Raw genomic sequence first — 20,073 nt, 5'->3', positions numbered from 1 at the left:
CTATCGCTGAGCGCGGCGTCAGGCCCGCGCCCTTACACGATGGGTACCTGGTGGACATTGTTCCTGGGGTCCGCCCAGAACGCTTCGTTGGCGAACCGGCCAAAGATCTCGCGCGGCAGGATAGGTTGGCGTTCGATCGATTGCACCTTGGGCCGCACGGAATGCAGGCCGGGCATGCCGACGCGGGCATCGAACTCGTCCGCGTTGTACTCGATGTGGTCAAAGTCGTGCTCGAACCAAGGCTCGCCGAGAAACTGGTAGACCGCGCGCATGGCGGTAGCCGGGTCGGCCGCCAGGCTTTCGTAGGTCAGCATCAGCAGATGATTCCGCGCGTACTGGCCGTAGAAAGCTTCCTTGGTGGCCTGGTAGGCAAAGCCGACCATGCCCCGTGGATCGGTCAATGCCTCCACGCGTGAATACACCGTGGTATTGGTGTCGAAACGAAACACCTTGCTGACGCTCACCGGCTGCCGTTGCACCAGTCGCTCCATGCTATCGAGCACCCAGCCCAATTGGCGCACGCACGCAATGACCTTCACGCCCGGGAATAGCGTGTTGAGCAGCTGCATTCGGCTGCACCACAAGCGGCTGGTGTCGAATACCGCGCCGGCATCGGCCTGGACGGAATAGAAGTTTTCCACCAGTCCACGCAGCAGCGCGACGCGCTGCTCGTTGGAGACATCGAACGAAAAATCATTCTTGCTGCTCGCCTCCGCCATCACTACGCCCATGATGTCGGCGAGCGGGCTGGTCATGCCTGCGCGGAAACGCGGATTCTGGTTGAGGATGGCGGCCAGCAGCGTACTGCCGGAGCGCGGCAACCCGGAAATGAAATGGAACTTCCGTGGCGAGTTGCTGAGGTCTGTCGTGGCAGGCATAGGGACACTCTCCTCGGGATAGGTGACGTGGGCGACAAGGCCGCGCCGGTTTCAGGGCGCGGGCGCTGTCGACGCGCGAACGCGCATTTCATAATCGACTTCGACCATGCCGGCCTCGCCCTTGCCCAGCACGCGAAGCAGCAGTTCTTCGGTAGCGCGCTTGCCCATGTCGCGTACAGGCTGATGGATCGTGGTGAGTGGCGGCCACACCTGGGTCGCGATGTTGGTGTCGTCGAAGCCGCAAATGGAGATCTCGCCGGGAACGGCTACCCCGGCCTCGGCCGCGGCCCAGATCGCGCCGACCGCCATGTCGTCATCGGCCGCGAAAATGGCGGTGGGGCGCTGTTTCAATGCGAGCAAGCGGCGCGTTGCGGCTACGCCGGACTCGAAGGAAAACCGACCCTCCACCATGTATGCGGGGTTCTCCTTCAGCCCTGCGCGCTTCAAGCCATCGCGGTAACCGGCAAGACGCCAGATGCCCGCGCCGTGCTTGGGGTCGCCCAGGATGTGGGCGATGCGCCGGTGCCCCAGCGACGCCAGATGCGCCACCATCGCCGCCGCCGCCTCGCGTTCGCGCAGCATCACGCCGATGCAGCCCTTGGGCTGTCGAGGTGCGATGGAGGCAAACGGAAGGTCGCTCTTGCGCAGGTAACTCAGCAGCTTCGAGTGATCGGTGATCGGCGGCGTAAGGATCAGTCCATCGGGCTGATGCCGCGAGAGGATACTCTCCACGCGCTCGACGAAATCCGGCGCCGTCGACACCAGCGGCTGCACCATCATGCTGTACTGCCTCGCCTCGCACGCTTCCAGCACGCCCGCCTGGACTTCCATGATGTAGCTCGGCGACAGGTTGTCGTAGAGCAGGCCGATCAGGAAGGAGCGGTTCGTCGCCAGACTGCGCGCCGAATTGAGCGGCCGGTAGTTGAGTTTCGCAACGGCCGCCAGCACTCGCTCTCGTACCGAATCGCGCACGTTCGGCTCGTTGTTGAGCACGCGCGATACGGTTTTCTTGGAGGTGTCCGATGCACGGGCGACATCGTTGATGGTCACGCGCGACATGGAAGCCTTTGCGTCTTCAATGATCTGTTCCCTGCGTGGCGGTAGCTGAAACGCTTTGGGCCTGAACGTTCCAGCCACTCACTTCGACGACAGGATCGGCCGTTCCCTGCGATGCGTAGCGCGCGGTCAGGGTGATCGATTCACCGGGCCAAAGCGTGACGTCATTGTCATTCCAGCGTATCGGTAGCGCAAGCTCGCCCCGCGCGCCACGCCGAATCGACACGTGCTGGAACAGTGCCACGGTTTTGGCGGTCGAACGCACCGATAGCGTGACGGTGGTGAGCTCCTCATGGCCTTCGTGCCGTGTCGTCGCGTGAACCTCGCTGGTGGCGGCAGGCAAGGATTGCAGCGCGGTGAGGTCGGCGTACCGCGTCACCGGCGTCAGGTACCAATTGGATTGCGCCCAATCCAGCGTATCCGCGCGCGTGGATAGCCAGTAGACATTGCGGCTGACCGGCTGGTCGTCGACAGCGGCAAGCTCAAGCTCGACAAAATACACGGAAGACAAGCCGGCAACGGCCGGCACCGTGGCCAACGATTTCGTGTGATTGCCCGTGATGTCGATGGCTTGCAGATGCTTTTCGTAGCGCACGCTGCCATCCAGGTTGCGCACGCGGATGCTCGCCTTGAGTCCCTGCACATCGTCCAGCGTGTGGTTTACCAGCATGATCTCGTTCGTATCGTACGAATACTGGATATGTACTTGCTCGTTGCCCTTCTTGGCGCCGAAATAGGCCCCGGCGGGATTCATGTAGTAGTCGTACAGATGCCAATGCAACGACGGCCAGGCGTTGTTGAGCATCCAGTAAATAACGCCGGTGGCTGGGTTGGCCGCATCTCGGTGCGCGTTGAACGCCTCGAACTGCGCGCGCACATTGTCGTAGTTGTCGAGCTGGGCCTTGGCGACATAATCGGCGAGGCTGGTGGGCGTGCCATAGCGTTGGGCCAGCGCGTGGTCGAACGGGGTCAGCACGGCGAAAGTCGACCAGTCCGCGGAGGCGTGGTATTGCCTCGCTTCCGGGTACTTCCACAGCGCCTCCTGTTCCTGCGGCGACAGCATACGCAGCAGGTCCTCCATGCGCGGGATATCGGCACCCGCGCTCACCTCGGAATCGAAGCCGAACGCACCGCCGAGTTTGTCGGCGTACCAATAGGACGGCGGAATCCAGTCGTACGGTCCGGCCATCTTCAAGCCGGAGGGGCCCGCGTCGGCCGTCGCTTGCGGCACCGCCGCGGAGATGATGGGCAGCGACCAGTCCGCGGCGCGCAGCGTATCGACGTACATCGTTGCGATGGCCGGCGGCGGGGCGTTATCGCTGCCGATCAGGAAGCCGATCACGGATGGATGATTACGCAGCAGGCGCGCCTCACTCCCCATCGAGTCTTCGGCGACCCTCATGTCGGCCGCGGTCCAGGGTGCGCCACCGGTCTTGGCCGCCGATTCCCACTTGTCGCAACATTCCCAGCCCGCCAGTATCAGGATGCCGTTGCGGTCGGCGAGGTCGTAGAAACGTTGATTCTCCAGCTTGCCCTCGCTACGGATGGTATTGAGGCCGAGGTTGACGACATAGCTGAACTCCGCCTCCATGCGTGCGGGGTCATCGCGCAGGAACATGTCCGGCGCCCAGCCCGCGCCACGAATCAGTAGCGGCTTTCCGTTGATGAAGAACTGGCGGTAGCCCTGCTTGGTCAGGCTGGAACTGACGCTGCGTATGCCGAACGTGGTGCCGGCGCGGTCGGATGTCGCGCCGTCCACGGCAGCGGTCATCTCAAGTGCGTACAGCGGATGCTCGCCCATGCCGACCGGCCACCAGATCTTGGGGTGGTCCAGTGCCAGGCCTGGCGTGGTGCTGGGTGAGAACGAAACCACCTGCGTTTGCCCGGGTGCGAGATGCACGGTCTGTTGCATGGGCACGCCGGCCGCCGTACCGGTGATCGTGGCATCGTGCGCCACGGTGTCCAGGTTCTTCGCGGTCACTTTCACGGTGAGCGCGGCGTGCGCAAGACCGGGCAGCGACAGCGTGGAAAGCACTACCGGGAAGCTCAACGCGACGGGGCCGGTCTGCACGATGTCCACGCCGCGCCACGGACCCATATTGTTGTCGGGGGGCGTAGGGTTCCAGTCCACCCAACCTATCGACAAGCTTTTTCTTGGATCGGCCGGATGCACGCGCATGGCCAGGATGTTGGCGCCCGTGCGCACCCAGCGCGTTACGTCGAGTTCGTGTACGGGATAGGCCCCGGCGAGCTCCGTGTGATCGGCAACCTGATGCCCGTTCACCCATACGTCAGCGCTCGCGATCATGCCGTTGGTGCGCAGCAGCGTGTGCCGTCCCGCGATGTCCTTGGGCAACGCGAACTCGGCGCGGTACCACCACGGCGTCACGAACAGGTTGCCGCTGGCATCCGGTACCTGCACGGCGCGCAGGTTGTCGCTGTAGAACACGTCGTTCTTATAGGTTCCGTTTTCCAGCAGGCCGGCCATGACGGTTGCGCGGCCGGTCACCGGATACCACTCGGTGGTGGGAAAACCCATCGAGGAAATCGCGGCGCCGCCTTGCTGCGCCTTCGCGCTGTCCTGCATCTGCCAATGATCGATGGCCGTGATGGACCCGGCCTCTACGGCTACCTGAGTGGGGGCGTAGGCGGTTTGAGCGTAGGCCACCGGTGCGGGCGACATCGCCACCGCCATCATGATCCAACATGCATGCCTGGCTGGAGTTTGCATGGCGTCACTGGTTCCCAAGATAGGTTTCGCTTACTTCAGCGGGCGCGAACGGCCAGGACCGGTTGATCCGGGCCCAGATCGCGAACACCCCCAGGCCGGCGATGATCCAGATGCCGGACAAGATCAGCGACAGCGTAGAAGCGGATACATACACGTAGACCCAGCCCAGCAGCGCGATGGCGCACGGCACGGGGTAGAGCCACTGCTTGTACGGGCGCACCAGATACGGCTGGCGCTGGCGCAGCACGATCAGCGCGGCGATCTGTGCAATGGACTGCACGATGATGGTCGCTGCCAGCAGCATATTGATAACCTCGGTCAGGTCGAAGAATGTGCCGATGGCAGTGACCACGCCCATGGTGAGCAGGGCCACGTGCGGGAAGCCGTGCTTGGCGTGCAGGCGAGCGAACACGGACAGGAACACCTTGTCCTGCGCCGCCTGAAAAGGCACGCGAGAGCCACCCAGTAAACCGGTGAAGACCGAAGCGAACGCGGTGATGATGATAAGTACCGTCATCACGGCGGCAGCCACATGCCCCCAGCTGCGCTCCACTACCAGCGACGCGACCGATTTGGATTGAGCGATCTCCTGCCACGGCGCCACACCAAGCACGCTGATGTTGAGCAGCAGGTAGACAAACATCATCGCGATCACCGAAATGATGATGGAGCGAGGCATGGTGCGGCCCGGATCGCGCAACTCGTCGCCGATGTAGGCGGTTGTGTTGTAGCCGAGATAATCGTAGATACCGATGATCAGGCCCGCGCCAAGCCCGGTGAAGAAGCGGCTGCCAAAGGTGTCCGCCGGGTAGGCAAACGCGAAGTCCGCATGGAAGTGCGAGAAGCCGGCCGCCGTCACGCCCACGACGGATACCAGCATGATGACCCACAGCGCGACCGTGATCGACCGGACCGACTCGATGCGGCGATACAGTAGCCAGGTGACCACGGCGGTGGCGGCCACGCTGATGAGATGCACCGACCACCAACCCAGGTTCGGAAAGAAGAACTCCAGATACTCCACCATGCCGATGATGCCCGTGGACATCAGCAAGGGAATCGCCAGCAGCATGGTCCAGATGAACAGGAACGGCATGAGTTTGCCGGTGCGGTACTGGAACGCTTCGCGCAGGTACACATAGGTTCCCCCCGAACCCGGCATGGCCGCGCCCAGTTCGGCCCAGACCAGACCGTCGGCCATGGCCAGGATGGCGCCGGCGATCCAGCCAATGACCGCCTGTGGGCCACCCATCGCGGCAACCATGATGGGAATGGTGATAAACGGCCCGATGCCGCACATCTGCGTCATATTAATCGCGGTTCCTGAGAACACGCCGATGGAACGATGGAAGGCGTTGTCGCGAACGGGCGGGGGCGCGCTGGAGTCTTGCATGCTTGCCTTGTCGTGGTGAGTTGCGAGCGGGCGCGATGGATGAGCCCGTAGAACGATAGCGGTACGCCTGACTCTACCCGCGCCGAGGCCATGCCGTTCCCGCAGTAGCGGGAACGGCTCTACCATTGGCCGGCGCGCAAGGCGTCCGGGCTACCACTGGCCGCGCACGCCCAACATGAACATGCGCTCGGAAAAGGTCGAGTGCGCAGGCTGGTCGGGCCACACGAGGTAGTAGCGCTGGTACTCGTTGGTGAGGTTGGTGCCGTCCAGGAACACTTCGGCGTACTTGCTGAACTTGTACGAGATCGACGCATCGAGATATTTCTGCGGCGCTTCGTACATCTCCATGCCGGTAATGCCACCCACGCTGTCCATCACCGCGCGCCGCGATCGGTAGTTGTACGCAACACGGGCCTGGAAGTGATCGTCCTGATACCAAAGGATGAAGTTGCCGGACTTGGTGGAGTTGTCCTGGAAGGGAATCTTTTTGCCCGCCAGATCGGTCTCGCCCGAGTTGCTTGGTGCGTACGTAGCATTGACCTCCATGCCCGTCTTGGACAAGAAGCTCGGCAGGAAGGTGAAGCCCTGGCGGTAATCGAACTCCGCGCCATGGATGCTGTTGCCCGTACCCTGCACTGGCTGGGTGATTACGATGCAATGATCGCGGACCACGCCGTCCTCGTCGGGCAAGGTGCAGTTGGTCACGCTGCCGTTCTTGATAAAGCTGTCCACGTCGATGCGGAACAGCGCAAGGCTGAGCATGCTGGTGGGGTTGATGTAGTACTCCAGCGATGCGCCATAGTTGGTGGATCGCCAGGGGTTGAGGTTGGGGTTGCCCGTCGAGGTGCCGTTGGACACGCGGAAGATCGGTCCCTGCGGCGTCTCCGCCAACGAGTAGTTCAACTGCAAGCCGCCACCCCAGGTACTGAGGTCCAGCGGCATCATGTTCTTGGAGTAGGCCAGGCGAAACTTCAGGCCTTCGGTCAGGTCCAGCGAGAAGTTGGCCGACGGCAGGACATCCTGATAGCTGCGCTTGGTGATGGCGGTTCCCGCGTCAACGGGTTCATCGCCGTACGCGCCTGGCGCACCGGACAAGTGCTGGGTCACGTTGAGGTTGGTGTGGATCAAGCGCACGCCCACGTTGCCGCCGTAAGGCATGTCGCCCAGGGTGCCGTTGAAATCGGCCTGCAGGTAACCGGACAGCTCCTTCAGTTGCACGCCCCAGGTCGTCCCGGGCTCTGCCACCTGCACGGTATCGGGGTAGAGCGATTTCCAGAACGACAACGGATTGACCATGGCATTGGGGTCAATCGCCCAGAAGTTGATGCCCGATCCAAGCAGGTTGTTGTACTGCTTGAAGTTGCCCGCCAACGGCGCGGCGGTCTGGGGCATCTGCAGCGCGGACAGCGGCCCGGCGCGGAAATAGCCCTGCGCGTTGCTCGCCGTGCAGGACCCGCTATCCAGTACCACGTCGGCACCGACGTAACGCACCAGGCATCCGTTGGGATCGCTCGCGCCAATGCCTGCGTAGACCGGTGTTTCCAGTGTCCAGCCGTTGTTGTCGGCATCGCGGATGCTGTTACGCACGCCGAACTCGAGCTTGATGCCGTCCTGGAAATCGTACTTGCCATCGAAGCGCAACGCGTTCAACGCCACCTTGCGGTCGTAATCGCCGGAAGATTCCAATGTCTTCATCGTCCAGCCGTTGGGATTGGCAAAATCCGCTGCCAGCGAGGAAGGCATGCTGACCGTGATGTAGCGCCCATTGAAGTTCGCGACGATCGGTACGGTGTTCTGCGGAACGCCATTGGCATTGAACACGCGGTTGCCGCCCAGCTGAGCCGGATACACCATGGTTCCCGGCGGAACGGTGACGCCATCCATGAGCACGTTGGGCCACAGTGCGCCATCGGAGTCGGAAATGTTGACGTCCGTTTCCTGGTTCGACTGCGACGCCGTGTCATGGATGCCACGCACGCTCGCGGTGAAATTGCCGCCGTTGTCGTAATCCAGCTGAAGGTTGAAGTTCTTGGCTACCGAACTTTTCTGGATGATCTGCGAGTACGACTCCACGTCACCCGGCCACTTCTCGTACACCTGCGTGGTGTATATCTGCGAACCCTCCCAGCCCGGCTCCGGCGTGCCATACGCGCCAAAGGCGGGGCTGCCGGTATTGCGCGATTGCAGCGGCACGTAGGTCGCACCCTGCCAGTTGGTGGAGTTGAACTGGATGCCGTAGTTGCGGTCGTACTCGCGCTGTTGCGAGTAGAAAAAATCGCTGGTGGCGCTGAAGCCGCCGCCCAGGTCAATCTGGAACGAGGCGTTGCCGGACTTGCGCTTGCGCTGGGTGATGATGTCATTGAGGCCGATGTCCTGGCTGCCCATGAAGACGCCATTGGACTTGCCGTCGCCGTTGACGTCCACACTGCCGTCGGCGTTCTGGACGATCTTCGGGGGAATGGGCGCACCGTTCCACGGTGTCAGGAAGCCGTTGTAACCACCCGCGCTGGCCGCGTTCTCACCATTGAGTACTACGCCATACTGGTCGAGGCCCTCGGTGGAGTTCATGCGCCGCGTATTGGAGAAATCGGCCGAAACCAGCAGGCCCCAATGGCCATTGTCGTTGTACGAAATAAGGCCGTTGGCCTCGGGCCCCAGATGGTTGGTGGTGGAGCCGCGCTCCCCATTGGCCGAATAGCTGTAGGTGAACCCGCCGGGGAGATCCCAAGGCCGGTACGTATGCAGGTCGATGGCGCCACTGATGCCGCCGTCCGTCTCGTTGGCGGTGGACGATTTGACCACGTCCACGCCGTGGAACAGCGTGGACGGCAGCATGGTGAAGTCCGGTTGCTGCGAGTCGATCTGGTCCGCGGTAATGAACACTTCGCCGTTCAACATGGTGCCGACCTGGGGCAGGCCACGCACATCCACCGAGGTACCCACGCCCGCGTCGCGGTTGATCTGCACGCCAGTGACGCGCTGCAGGGAGTCGGTAATCGTGGTGTCGGGCAGCGCGCCGATGTTTTCGGCGGTAATGCTGTCCTGAATATTGGCGGCATCGCGCTTCAGGTCGATGGCGCGCATTTGCGAGGCGCGCACGCCGGAGACAGCCACGGTCGACAGCGTGACGGCGTTTTTCTCCGCGTCGGTGCCGTTGGTCTTGGCGTCGGTCTTCTTGGCATCGGTGGGCGGCGTAGCTGGCGCCGTGGTGGTTTGCGCCGTGTTGGCCTGCGCTGCCTGGCTATCCGCCTGGATATCGGCGAATGTCGACGCCGCCGCCGACGTCGACACGGCGGCGAATAGCGACACGGTGATGGCGAACGACAAAGGGTGCTTGCGAAGTACGGTGGACATGGGCTTTAACCTCGTTGGTGTTGCCTGTCGAACCTCAACTGCTCCGTGGTGTTGCAAAGCGCGTACAGCCCGGCGGTGCCTGCGGGAGCGCACGCCGTGGTGATGCAAACTTTCGTTGTCCCCAGCTTTGGCCTAGCCAGCCAAAGCCATACACTCGGTACTGCTGCGCGGGATGTTTGCCGCGCTTGCCACTTACTTCGTAAACACCAGTCGCGCCAACGCCCACTGGCCATCGCGTGGGTCGCCGGTAGCGACAATGCACAGGTTGCGAGCGCCGGCCCCCGCCGGCATCGCCACCTCTCCATCAAGACGAATTGGCCCCTTGGCTTGCACCGCGCTGTCCAGCGACAAGCGCGCAATCAACGGACCGCTGCAGGCGTCGGCATGGATCTCGAACTCGCCGGCCGCGCTGGTTTTATGGCGTACCACGGCATCCTTGGCTTCATCGCCAAAGCGCCAGGTCATACGCTCGATCGTCATCTCCACATGGTGCATGCCATCGAGCCGTGCGTTCGGCCACAGCCAGCATGCGTTACCGATATCCACCGCGTAGACCGGCCTTGGCCCCTGTGCCGACCGGCTGCCGTCCAGTCGCGTACCGGGCTGCTTTGAGCAGGTGGCCAGCGCGCTGCCGTCGCGGCTCGACAGGGTGGCTTCATCCAGCACTTGCGTGCGTGGCGCGGCAAGCGCGAAGCCGTCCGGCGCGAACGTGGCGGCGCGCAACGTGGTGTTGCCGGGCAGCGTGAGCGGCTGAGCATACGCTGCGGATTGCTCGGTGGGGTCGTCGCCGTTCGTGGTGTAGCGAATGCTGCCGAATCCCGCCTGGTTGGAAAGTTCGACCCGGAACGCACCGTTGTCGGCTGCCGTCACTTGGAACGAGGGTGCAAACGCACTGTCCGCATAGTCGATGCCAAGCGCCCGATAACGCGCCAGTTCGGCCGGCAGGCGCTGCAGGAAGTCGTTCCAGTTGTGTGTATCGGGAGGCGACCAGCCAAGCTCCGACAGCGCGGCGATACGCGGGAACACCGCGTGTTGATCGTGCGCAAAGGTGAGCATCTGCTCGGTCCACAGGCCAGCCTGCACACCGATGACGCGCTTGGCCTGTGCCGCATTGGCGCCGTTCGGGATAACCACCGTGTCATAGGTTTGCCGCAAGGTCGCGGCGGGTGAAGGGCCCGCCCATTCGTCGGACAGCTCAGACTGATAGTGGTCGAAGTACAGCGACTCCTGCGGCGTCATCACCACGTCGTGGCCCTGCTTGATGGCGTCCAGGGCTACGCGTTCATTGTGGTCGCCGTGCCACGACATCACCACTTGCGCCCTCGGCAGCGTGGCGCCCGCGACCAGTTCGTCATCCCAACCTACCGGAATGCGTCCATGCTTGATGAGGTGTGCGGCGACTTGCTGAGTGAACCAGCCCTGCAGTTGATCCATGGTCGCCAGTCCCAGCTTGTGCATCTGCGCACGCACTTCCGGCGAAGCATTCCATTGCTGCTTGTCGGCTTCGTCGCCGCCAATGGAGATATAGCGCGAAGGAAACTGCCGCATCACCTCGTCGAGCACGTTATCGACAAACTGCAAGGTCGTTTCATCGGGCTTGAGCAACCACGGACTGACGCCCCAGTCGGTCCACACATCCGGACGCTTGCCGGTGACGCCCAGCCACGGATAGGCAGCGATGGCCGCTTGCGAGTGTCCGGGCAGATCGATCTCCGGTACCACCTCCACGTAGCGTTCGGCCGCGTAGCGCACGATGTCGCGGGTCTCGGCTTGCGTGTAGAAGCCGCAATAGGGCTGCTCGGCCGAACCGGTCAGTTCGCTGTCGAGACCCATCGCCTTGCGGCAAGCGCCCACTTTCGTGAGCTCCGGATACCTGGGGATTTCCAGGCGCCAGCCTTGGTCTTCCGTCAGGTGCCAGAGCAATACGTTCAATTTGTTGAGTGACATCCAGTCGATCAACTGCTTGATGTCGGCCACGCTCTGGTAGTGACGACCGGAATCCAGCAGCAGCGCGCGCCAGGCCAGGCGCGGGTGATCGTCGATAACGCCATACGCGATCTTGACCGGCGTGCCGCGCTTCCATCCCGGTGGCGTCAACAACTGCCATAGGGTGACGCTGCCGTAGTACGCGCCACGCGGCGTGCGCGCGATGACCCGTATGCCGTCGTCACCCACTGTAATGCGATAGCCGGATTCATCCGCCATATCGGCGTCCGGAGCCACCTCGAAGGTCATCGCCGGATGCATGGCACCCATGGATGCCATGCGCAGGTGCAGTCCGTTGGTATCGGCAACGCGTTGCGCGAATAGCGCCGCGATGGAATCCAGGGTTTGCCGTTCTGCGCCACGCACTGAGATCAAGGCGCCGTCCGCGATCTCCAGCGCGCCCGATGCGGTAGGGCTGGCTTTTGCCGGTTGCGGCATCAACGACCATGCAGGCACGGCAGGCGTTGCCGCGACCGGTGCCGACACTGCCAGCCCGGCTGCGATCAGGCAGCGGAGCATGGTTGAGCGCGCGATGATGCTCATGCATCCACCTTGGCGGCCACCGTTTGTGGCGATCGTTCCGCGCCCCGCATGCGATGCCTGAGATACCACTGGGCTGCGCCCTGTACGCCATGAAGTCCGTGCTCGGTTACCCACACCGGCACCTGCGAGAGCAGTGTTCGCGCGCTGCGTCCGTGCAGGAACCGCTCCTCGAAGTCGCTTTGCTCAAGCAGCGCAAAAATCGACGACAGAAAGCCACCCGCCAGATACACACCACCCGTGGCCATGAAAGCCATCGCGAGGCTGCCGGCCAAGCTTCCCAGCGAAGCGCAGAACATCTCCACGGCTTCCACGGCGTGCACATCGCCGCGGGTCAGGGCCGCCGCGGTAACTGCTTCGGGCGTGGCAAGCCGGGGCGTTGCGGCATGCAGCGCGCACAAAGCGGTGTAGATCGTCAGCAGGCCTGGGCCCGACACGATGTGTTCCACCGGCACATAGCCGCCGCGCGGCGCCAGGTGCGCGAGAACCTCGCGCTCGCGCACCGTATGCGGTGCGAAATCCATCTGGCCCGCCTCGGTAGCCATGACAAAGCCGCCGTCGGGGCGGGAAACATGTACCGCCGCGCCAAGCCCGGTGCCCGGCCCTATCACCAGGGTCGGCCCTTCGACATGCGTGGCGGGCCCGCACAGGTGGCGACCGGCCCCTGCCAGCGGGCCATCGAGCGCGTAGGCAAGTGCTTCGAAGTCGTTGAGTACGGCTACCTCGTCCAGGTCCAGTGCGTGGCGCAGTTGCGCCAGGTGGATGGGCCAGGGAAGGTTGTCGTTCACCACCTCGTCGCCCATGACCTGACCCGCGCAAGCCAGCACGCAATGCGTCACCTGGGTTGCTGCTTCGGCTTGGACAAAGGCCTGCAACAGCTGCGACAACGTAGGGAACTGTGCGCACGCAAAGACGCGATAGGCGAGCATTTCCACCGCGCCGGCCCCGTTGCGCGAGGCGCGCATCAGCGCGACACGCCCATGCGTGCCGCCAATATCCGCGGCCAGAAACGGCGTTGTCGACACCCCTGCCAGTCGATCCGGATGGTCCATTGCCACGTCCAGCGCACCCCTCGCCTCGGAACCGTTATCAGCGTGTAATGTAATTGACACCGGTGTCAAGGCGTGGCGCAACATGGGCGGAAAAGGCACCGGCTCCGTGCCGGGGTGTCTGCTGGCTCGCGTGGTAAGGCCCTTGATGGTCCGCGCCGCCCGCCGTTCGGCAAGCCAAGGACTGGCGGTCTGGGGCACTTTTGAGATGGTTTCTCGTACGTCGGCGTCGTCTGTCTGGCGCGTCTCGCGCCAGAAGCTCCTGCCGAACCGATCACCGGAAATGGTGTTTAGGCAGAACGAAAGCGAGACATTCGTCGAGGTCACACCGTATCGCGGTGGAGCGGTGTATGTGAGCTACCACTCCGGCTCAAGCGAATGGGAGCGTCACCCCAACGGCGACGAAGTGGTCATGGTGTTGGAGGGAACAACCACCGCTGTGCTGCTGTTACATGGCCGGGAAGCGCGGTTCTTTCTCGGCGCGCATGAACCCGTCGTGGTGCCCATGGGCGTCTGGCTCCGCTTTGAAGCATTCGACAAGCTTAAGGCGATGACCATTACACCGCAGCCTACGGAGCATCGACTGGAAACGCAGGGTATCCAGAATGCGCAACTTCAAGACGTAGTCGATCATCTCCATGCCTTCATTGAGGCTTATGACAGCTCGGTACGATCAGGCGCGTCGAGCGCCAACGAGGTTGCCGCGGATATGGTTCCCGTCTACATACCTCGCCACTCGGGAGCCACCTATGTGACATCAGGCGCCCTGTCTTCCGGCTTTGCCGATTACCTCGTGGGATTCGGGCCCGAAGGCACCGTGAAAGAGGTCCTATTGTTGGATGCAACGCCGGATATCAGGTTGGGGAACAAGCTACGCAACATCCTCATGGGGTATCGGGTGGGTTCTGCTCCTTCGCCCGATAGCGCTCCGCTCCGCTATGCTTTTATTCCGGTGATATTTGACGATGGTCAGTATCGCTTGGTCCCCTAGGGTGCGCCGTTATCGGCTCTCTAGTTTTAGCGCGCATAGCGAATCGAATGGCCATCAACATAAGCCGGCAATCGCTGGCTTAGCGTGGCAATGAACCTGGTATGGCACTGAATGACGGCGAGTTGGCACTAGGCTCTCGGTCCGGTTTTTCAATGCTCGGTAGGAAGATCGCAAGCGCGGCGGGCTTCGTCCCTATCCAGGCGATTGCGATCTTGGGGCCGCTCAGCCCGCGTCGACGATGAACATGCGTGCTTCCTGCGCCGCATCGCGTTCCCGTTTGATCGGCGCATACTCCGGTGACTGATAGAACGCCAGAGCGTCGGCCAATGTCGCGAATTCAAAGATGCCGGCCATGGGCAGGGGTGCCACGTCCCCTTCCAATACCTTGGCCACGGGCCCGAAGTGGAGGATGCGTCCGCCTGCTGCCTGCAGCGCCGCCTGAAAAAGCGGCGCCAGTGCGGCTTGCCTGGCTGGGTCTTTTATACGCAGATTGACGTGGACATAGGCCGTCATGACGCGCCCCGCTACTAATGCTGCATATACAGTATTATTCGGTTTCGCGCTTGTCGAGACCCGCAATGACCGAGGCTTCTGATCTCTACCGCCGCATCGAAACCGAATGCCCGGCCTTCCAGGCCCGGGTCACCGCGCGTGCGCTTACGCGTTACTACAACGCCTGCTTTCGGCCCTTGGGGATCACTGCGGAGCAGTTCAGCCTTTTGGTGGGTGTTGGCGGCAGCCACGAGCCAACGATCGCTGAGCTGGCAGCGCGGGCCGGAGTAGACGCCACCACGCTCAGCCGCGGCGTGAAGAGCCTCGAGCAGAGGGGGCTCGTACGCAACGATGGCGGGCAGGGCCGTGCGGGTAAGCGCCTGGCTCTTACCCGTGCGGGGCGCCGGCTGATGGCCGAATCCACGGCTGTCTGGGAGCGGGCGCGGGTCCAGTTGACTGCGGCTGCTGGCGAGGAGACATCGCGTGTGGCTGGCAGTGTCATGTCGCAGCTTGCCGTCGCCGCCTACGTCGCGGCATCGGCTATTTCAGCCGCCGATTCCGCTGATCCCTAGCCAAGGCGGTATCGAGCGGCACTGCCGAGTCTGCTTGCGCAAATCGGCGACCCTGGGCCGCGTCGTGGCACTGTCAAGGCGCAGGCGGCGTCCGTTCCGCCATTTTCGCTGGCCTGGAATGAGGGGAACCCTGATGGAAAGTACGTGTCTATTCAGGCTGGTCGTAACGTGCGCTGACGATATGCGCATGTTCCGTTGGGGTATTGGTTTGAATCAGGGGTGTAATGGAGCGTTCCGGGCAGGTCCAGCATCGAAGCGAGTGGGATGGTGGGCGTGGCCTGGCATTACTCGACAGTGAGACGCGTGCAACATTGGGTCGCAGGCGTTGGCGACAGGCGCCGTTAGCCCAGCCAGTACTGGCGCTGGTACTGGCTTTTGTCGTGATACTGCATGCGCTGTTCGCCGTGGCGCTATGGCGCGAAATGCAGCCCGGGACACTGTCTGCGGCGGTGATGCATACCGATACCGATCGGGATCACGCCTTGATCGTGCGTCTGATCGATCACCCCAGTGGGCCGCGCGCTGCACATCCACCTGAGCCACCTGTGCCACCTCAGCCGCCGACGCCGATGAGTCAGCGGGTGCCGTCGCGACAGGTGTTGACGGCCCGCGCCAGCCCGGCGCCCCCGGAGAAGCCTCGTCGTGACGCCATGGTGGTGCAAGACCACCAGGCACCCCCTGCGCCTGCGAGCTCCGCCGCCACGCCCTCCGCGCTGAACTTGTATTCGAAAGGTGGTTCGATCCGGCTGCCCTCGACGGAAACCTCGATGCCGGCGTCAGCAAGCACCGTCGCCGGGCAAGCCAAGTCGGCGGACGATCGGCAGATCATGCAGCACGACAGCAACCGGATGCAGTACAAGGCCACCCGCTTCGAAAAGTACTTCCCGCCGCCGAACGAAACGGCCGGTGGTGCGGTAGGGCGACATGTGGGCGATGCGATCAAGGCGATTGCCAAAAGCATCTGCGACCCTGATAAGAAAAGCACGGCGGCCAACCCGCTATGCAGTGCACCACCCCCGCCCGCTTCGCCCATGGATCGCGACGAACGCCTCAATCTGCCACCGGCCCCCTTGGCCGGTAACCCGGACACCACCAAGGCGCCGCCACTCTCGCGCTGTATCAGTGAGTACAAGGAGGGTAACCCATTGCCGTATGGCTGCCCGATCGACACGCCCGATCTCGCCTTCAAGGCCGAGATGCGTGAATGCATCGATTTGTATCGTGCGGGCAAGCGCCTCAAGACATGGTGCCCTCTCGATACGCCCAAGCGCGCGGCTGCCGAGCCGTTACCGCCAGGGGAGCCCTCGAGCGCCGAGCGGCAATGAGCGTGGTTGCTACGTCGTGACCATGGTTCCCTGACTCAGGCCAGACGCCCCATCACGCACATAGTTCACCTTGTCCATAGAGCGGCGAGTGTTTGGGCTACACGGGTGACTTTGTGTGGCTAGATCATTCGCTCATGTCCGCGTGCGGCTGACGGCGGACAGTGTTGGGTCACGCCAGAACGGGGGAAGGGATGCGGTCACACCCATTGCGGATTCCGGTCGGGTTGAACATCGATTCCGGCAGGGGCTGGCCCCCAGCTGGTGCTGACCATGGGTGCGAGAGGCGCGTGTGGCTATGATTCTGACAAGGTCTGCTTTCGACTGCGGATTCAACCGGTCAACGCAACACTTTAATGAAATCGTTTTTCGTGGAATATCAATACTCTACTCATTCTTGGCAACCTCTCTAACGATCCTGCTGTGCCAATAGGTCGGATTACCCGTGGATTTAAGGTACTTCCAGCCTGCTGGCCAGCGAGCGATGAATCTGAACCTGGATGCCGGCGCAACGCACCTTCTGCTGACACAGTGTCGGGGTGTTGCGTTGACCGGTTGAAATTGCAACCCGAAGCAGGCCTACCACGAGGGCTCTTGTCCGACCGCAGAGAAGGAGATTTTAGAGACAATGGAAATGACAACCGGTAGCCGACGGGGCTGGTGGTGGTACGTCAAGTTTGTCTTCGCGTGCCAGGCAGCGGGATTTGCGCTCTGGATGCTTGTCGCCCTCGTAGCAATGCCGTTTGTGGGTCATAGGCTCTTTGATCTTTCATTCGAGGGGCGGGGCTATATGTTCCTACCGCTATATCTGGTGTGTGCGCCGATAGTCTGGAAATATCTTCGCTGAAAGGTCCGCTTGCGACCCGTAGCAGACCTTACAGAAGTCACGTTCCAGGGGGATTCGCATGTCGGTGGAAGATGAGTTCGAGGCGCTAAGACTGGCGGTCATTCGAGCCGATGACGAGCACCTGGGCGACGTACGCCCCATGGAGCCGCTGCTAGTCCAAATACTTGGGCTTGTTCGGAACCACCCGGCGAAACAAAAGTTCTTCGAGGAGCAGTTCGTCCGTATGGCTACGTGGGACCTTCTATCGCCGCCAGAGCTGGTTCCGTTTTGCATGCGTGAACTTAGGTGGCCTGAAGTCCTTCGGGCAGTCCGGGAGAGATTTGACCTGCTGCGTTCGACCAACAGCCATGCTCGGTATATGAACTATTGCAGCCACGTAACCAGGGCCTATACCGACTTCGTTTGGGAAGATGCAGGCATGTGGGATTACTACCGCGCCAAAGAGCTTGTGCCCTCAGTGGTGCCGGCACTGGCTGAACGTCTGGTCTCCGATAGACCTGACGTGGTCTTCAATGCCCTATTTGCGCTCGAAGAAATCGGCCCGCCCGCGACTTATGCGGTCCCGGCCATCGAAAAGTTCATCAGGACGTGGAGCGGTCAGGAGAATCTTAGGTCCAGAGCGCGCTTGGCCTTCAATGCAATTACCGGCAAGGAGGCGAGTGCGGTCTAATTGCCTTGTGACAAGGTCCGCTTCCGACCCGAAGCCGACCTTTCCGCTCGTTGAGTGGATAGAACAGTTGATAGGGACATCATTTACTTGAAGCCAAGCCCCCACATCCCGAGCCTCTGGCAAGAACTCGCCGCCATCCTCATGCGTAAACGGCGGCCCAGCGCTCTAGTTGCTGCGGGCTACCCGGCAGGCAAATTCTTTTCGGTCGCCAATGGTCCGTTAACCAGCATTCTTGTGCCTATCTTTCTCATTGGGCTTATCGGCGATGTTCCGCTGTCCTTCATCGTTGTGGCCTTGTCCCACGCGAACCATCCCATGATCATTCATGCGGTCATCGTCGCGACTTATCTGTTGAGTCTTGGTTGGGCGGTGGCTGTTCGAAGCACGCTGCGATCCATGCCCCATGTGGTCAGTAGTGATGCCCTTTGGATTGGTGGATGTGTTCGTATTTCAGGGGTTATTCCAAAGAGCGCCATCGCAAGATCTTTACACTTGCGGGTCTCCCGATCCGCATGGATGAGCGAACAAGGAATAAGTCGTCGCGATGTTCTTCTGGCAAGTGGGTTTGACCCACCAAACGTTGCTGTGGAGTTAAAGGACGACGTGTCCGGAGTGGTGAGAATAGGCAACCGACGAGCGCGCATGCCTGCGCGTCGGTGGGTACTGCTTTACGCCGACAGCCCAGTCGGATTGGTGGAGGCTACGCGGGCCCCAGAGACGAATTCATCAGAGTCACTAGCCCGTGATGGCAGGTAGTTGGTGATAGATCGACATGTCTACTTCCGACCCGAAGCGGACATTCTTGCGGGCTTGAGGAAGGGGGGATAGATGGCCGGGACGATCTTGATTTCAGAGGGTGCAGGTTTGCCGTTGAGCTCGGCGAGCTTCGACCATTTGGTTGAAGAAATACGTCTGTCCATGGCAAATCCTGCTGACGCGGAATTCGCGAATGCATATCGCCCTTATGACCATGAGGGCATGATGTTCGTCGATCTCCGGGAGCTCTCGGTCGAGGCATTTTCGGCCTTCGTTGCCGCCACTCGTTCCGCTGCACACACCTGCGCTCAAAGCCACGGAACGGCGTTTGAAGGGGTTTGGTCCGACCTTGCGCAAGCTCTGGCGAAAGACCCTAGATTCTTGGGCGTAGAACAAGCAGTGTAAGGTCCGCTCCCGACTGCGGTTTCAGCCGGTCGTTGCAACACACTAAAGACTGCGCGAGCAGCGGGAGTGTTGCAAGATGTCCCAGCGACCGAAGATGCGTTACACCGAAACCCAGATAGGGATGATGTGGGATCGATGGCAACGGGGCGAGTCACTTCATCAGATCGCCCGGTCGTTCGATCGACACCATTCGTCGGTACGTCGGATTCTGTCGGAAACCGGTGGCATCCGGCCCGCTGCGCGCCACCGCTCGACGCGAGTGCTGACGCTGGCCGAGCGCGAGGAGATATCCAGGGCGCTGATGGCAGGCCAGTCGATCCGTGCCGTCGCCACGCGACTGAATCGGGCGCCGTCGACCATCAGCCGGGAGATCCGCCGCAACGGTGGGAAGGATCACTATCGAGCCAGCCGCGCTGACCAGCAGGCCTGGGATCGCGCCCGACGCCCCAAGGCATGCAAGCTAGTCCGTCATCGCGTCCTGGCACGCCTGGTAGCCGCTAAGCTGCGGCAACAATGGGCGCCGGAACAGATTGCCGGCTGGCTCAAACATCGATATCCGGGCAATGAGGCGCGTCAGGTGTCGCACGAAACGATCGACCGGAGTCTCTTCATCCAGGCACGCGGAGCGCTGAAAAAAGAGCTTTTGGCGCACTTGCGGCGCACCCGAGCCATGCGCCGCTCGCGACACCATACGCAGAAAACGGCAGACCACGGGCAGATTACCGATGCGATCTCGATCCGCGAGCGTCCTGCCGAGGTCGAGGACCGGGCCGTGCCAGGCCATTGGGAGGGCGATCTGTTATTTGGCGGCAGGAACAGCCAGATCGCCACGCTGGTCGAGAGGCACTCACGCTTCGTCATGCTGGTGCAGGTGGATAGTCGGGATAGCCAAACGGTGACCGACCAGTTGATCAAACACGCACGCAAACTTCCGCAGGAGCTGTTTCGATCGCTGACTTGGGATAGAGGGTCGGAGATGGCCCAACACCAGCGCTTCACGTTGGCCACCGACATCACGGTTTATTTCTGCG

The 20,073-nt window shown here is 62.0% G+C and carries 14 protein-coding genes; 6 read left to right on the top strand and 8 right to left on the bottom strand.

The annotated features are described in order from the left end of the window. Positions 1-32: 32 nt before the first annotated feature. The 7 genes from JHD67_RS11355 to JHD67_RS11325 form a co-directional block, all read right to left on the bottom strand. Positions 33-878 (bottom strand): sulfotransferase, encoded by an 846-nt coding sequence (locus JHD67_RS11355; RefSeq protein ID WP_199099295.1) that lies wholly within the window; start codon positions 876-878, stop codon positions 33-35. A 51-nt stretch (positions 879-929) separates the two neighbouring features. Then, positions 930-1,937, bottom strand: coding sequence for a LacI family DNA-binding transcriptional regulator (locus tag JHD67_RS11350; protein WP_199099294.1), 1,008 nt, complete (start codon positions 1,935-1,937; stop codon positions 930-932). A gap of 16 nt (positions 1,938-1,953) precedes the next feature. Next, positions 1,954-4,665, bottom strand: coding sequence for a sugar-binding domain-containing protein (locus JHD67_RS11345; RefSeq protein ID WP_199099293.1), 2,712 nt, complete (start codon positions 4,663-4,665; stop codon positions 1,954-1,956). A 4-nt stretch (positions 4,666-4,669) separates the two neighbouring features. Next, complete coding sequence (locus tag JHD67_RS11340; RefSeq protein ID WP_199099292.1) at positions 4,670-6,058, bottom strand: APC family permease; 1,389 nt, start codon at positions 6,056-6,058, stop codon at positions 4,670-4,672. 150 nt (positions 6,059-6,208) lie between these two features. Continuing rightward, positions 6,209-9,412, bottom strand: a complete 3,204-nt coding sequence (locus JHD67_RS11335) for a TonB-dependent receptor (protein ID WP_199099291.1) — start codon at positions 9,410-9,412, stop codon at positions 6,209-6,211. Between the two features lie 192 nt (positions 9,413-9,604). After that, complete coding sequence (locus JHD67_RS11330; protein ID WP_199099290.1) at positions 9,605-11,941, bottom strand: family 20 glycosylhydrolase; 2,337 nt, start codon at positions 11,939-11,941, stop codon at positions 9,605-9,607. After that, positions 11,938-12,990, bottom strand: a complete 1,053-nt coding sequence (locus JHD67_RS11325; protein WP_199099289.1) for a glucokinase — start codon at positions 12,988-12,990, stop codon at positions 11,938-11,940. Before JHD67_RS11325 ends, JHD67_RS11330 begins: the two co-directional genes overlap by 4 nt. Positions 12,991-13,135: 145 nt before the next feature. Here JHD67_RS11325 and JHD67_RS11320 point away from each other — a divergent pair, with 145 nt between their 5' ends. Beyond that, positions 13,136-13,978, top strand: a complete 843-nt coding sequence (locus tag JHD67_RS11320) for a hypothetical protein (RefSeq protein WP_199099288.1) — start codon at positions 13,136-13,138, stop codon at positions 13,976-13,978. 222 nt (positions 13,979-14,200) lie between these two features. Here the strand turns inward: JHD67_RS11320 and JHD67_RS11315 are convergent, their stop codons facing one another. After that, positions 14,201-14,491: a DUF1330 domain-containing protein gene (locus JHD67_RS11315; protein WP_199099287.1), complete on the bottom strand. Its 291-nt coding sequence runs from the start codon at positions 14,489-14,491 to the stop codon at positions 14,201-14,203. A 65-nt stretch (positions 14,492-14,556) separates the two neighbouring features. On the opposite strand from JHD67_RS11315, the gene JHD67_RS11310 reads away from it, so the two are divergent. The 5 genes from JHD67_RS11310 to JHD67_RS11290 form a co-directional block, all read left to right on the top strand. Then, positions 14,557-15,042, top strand: coding sequence for a MarR family winged helix-turn-helix transcriptional regulator (locus tag JHD67_RS11310; protein WP_199099286.1), 486 nt, complete (start codon positions 14,557-14,559; stop codon positions 15,040-15,042). 224 nt (positions 15,043-15,266) lie between these two features. Then, positions 15,267-16,367, top strand: coding sequence for a hypothetical protein (locus tag JHD67_RS11305; protein WP_233171818.1), 1,101 nt, complete (start codon positions 15,267-15,269; stop codon positions 16,365-16,367). A gap of 902 nt (positions 16,368-17,269) precedes the next feature. After that, positions 17,270-17,881, top strand: a complete 612-nt coding sequence (locus tag JHD67_RS11300; RefSeq protein WP_199099285.1) for a hypothetical protein — start codon at positions 17,270-17,272, stop codon at positions 17,879-17,881. A gap of 828 nt (positions 17,882-18,709) precedes the next feature. After that, positions 18,710-19,042: a hypothetical protein gene (locus tag JHD67_RS11295; RefSeq protein ID WP_199099284.1), complete on the top strand. Its 333-nt coding sequence runs from the start codon at positions 18,710-18,712 to the stop codon at positions 19,040-19,042. 76 nt (positions 19,043-19,118) lie between these two features. Next, positions 19,119-20,073: IS30 family transposase (locus JHD67_RS11290; RefSeq protein WP_199099283.1), on the top strand; the 955-nt coding region annotated here is incomplete at its 3' end.

This window comes from Dyella sp. ASV21 (genome assembly GCF_016428975.1).
Classification (GTDB): domain Bacteria; phylum Pseudomonadota; class Gammaproteobacteria; order Xanthomonadales; family Rhodanobacteraceae; genus Dyella.
Note: the sequence above shows the minus strand (reverse complement) of the source record. Positions and strands in the feature narration are given on the sequence as shown.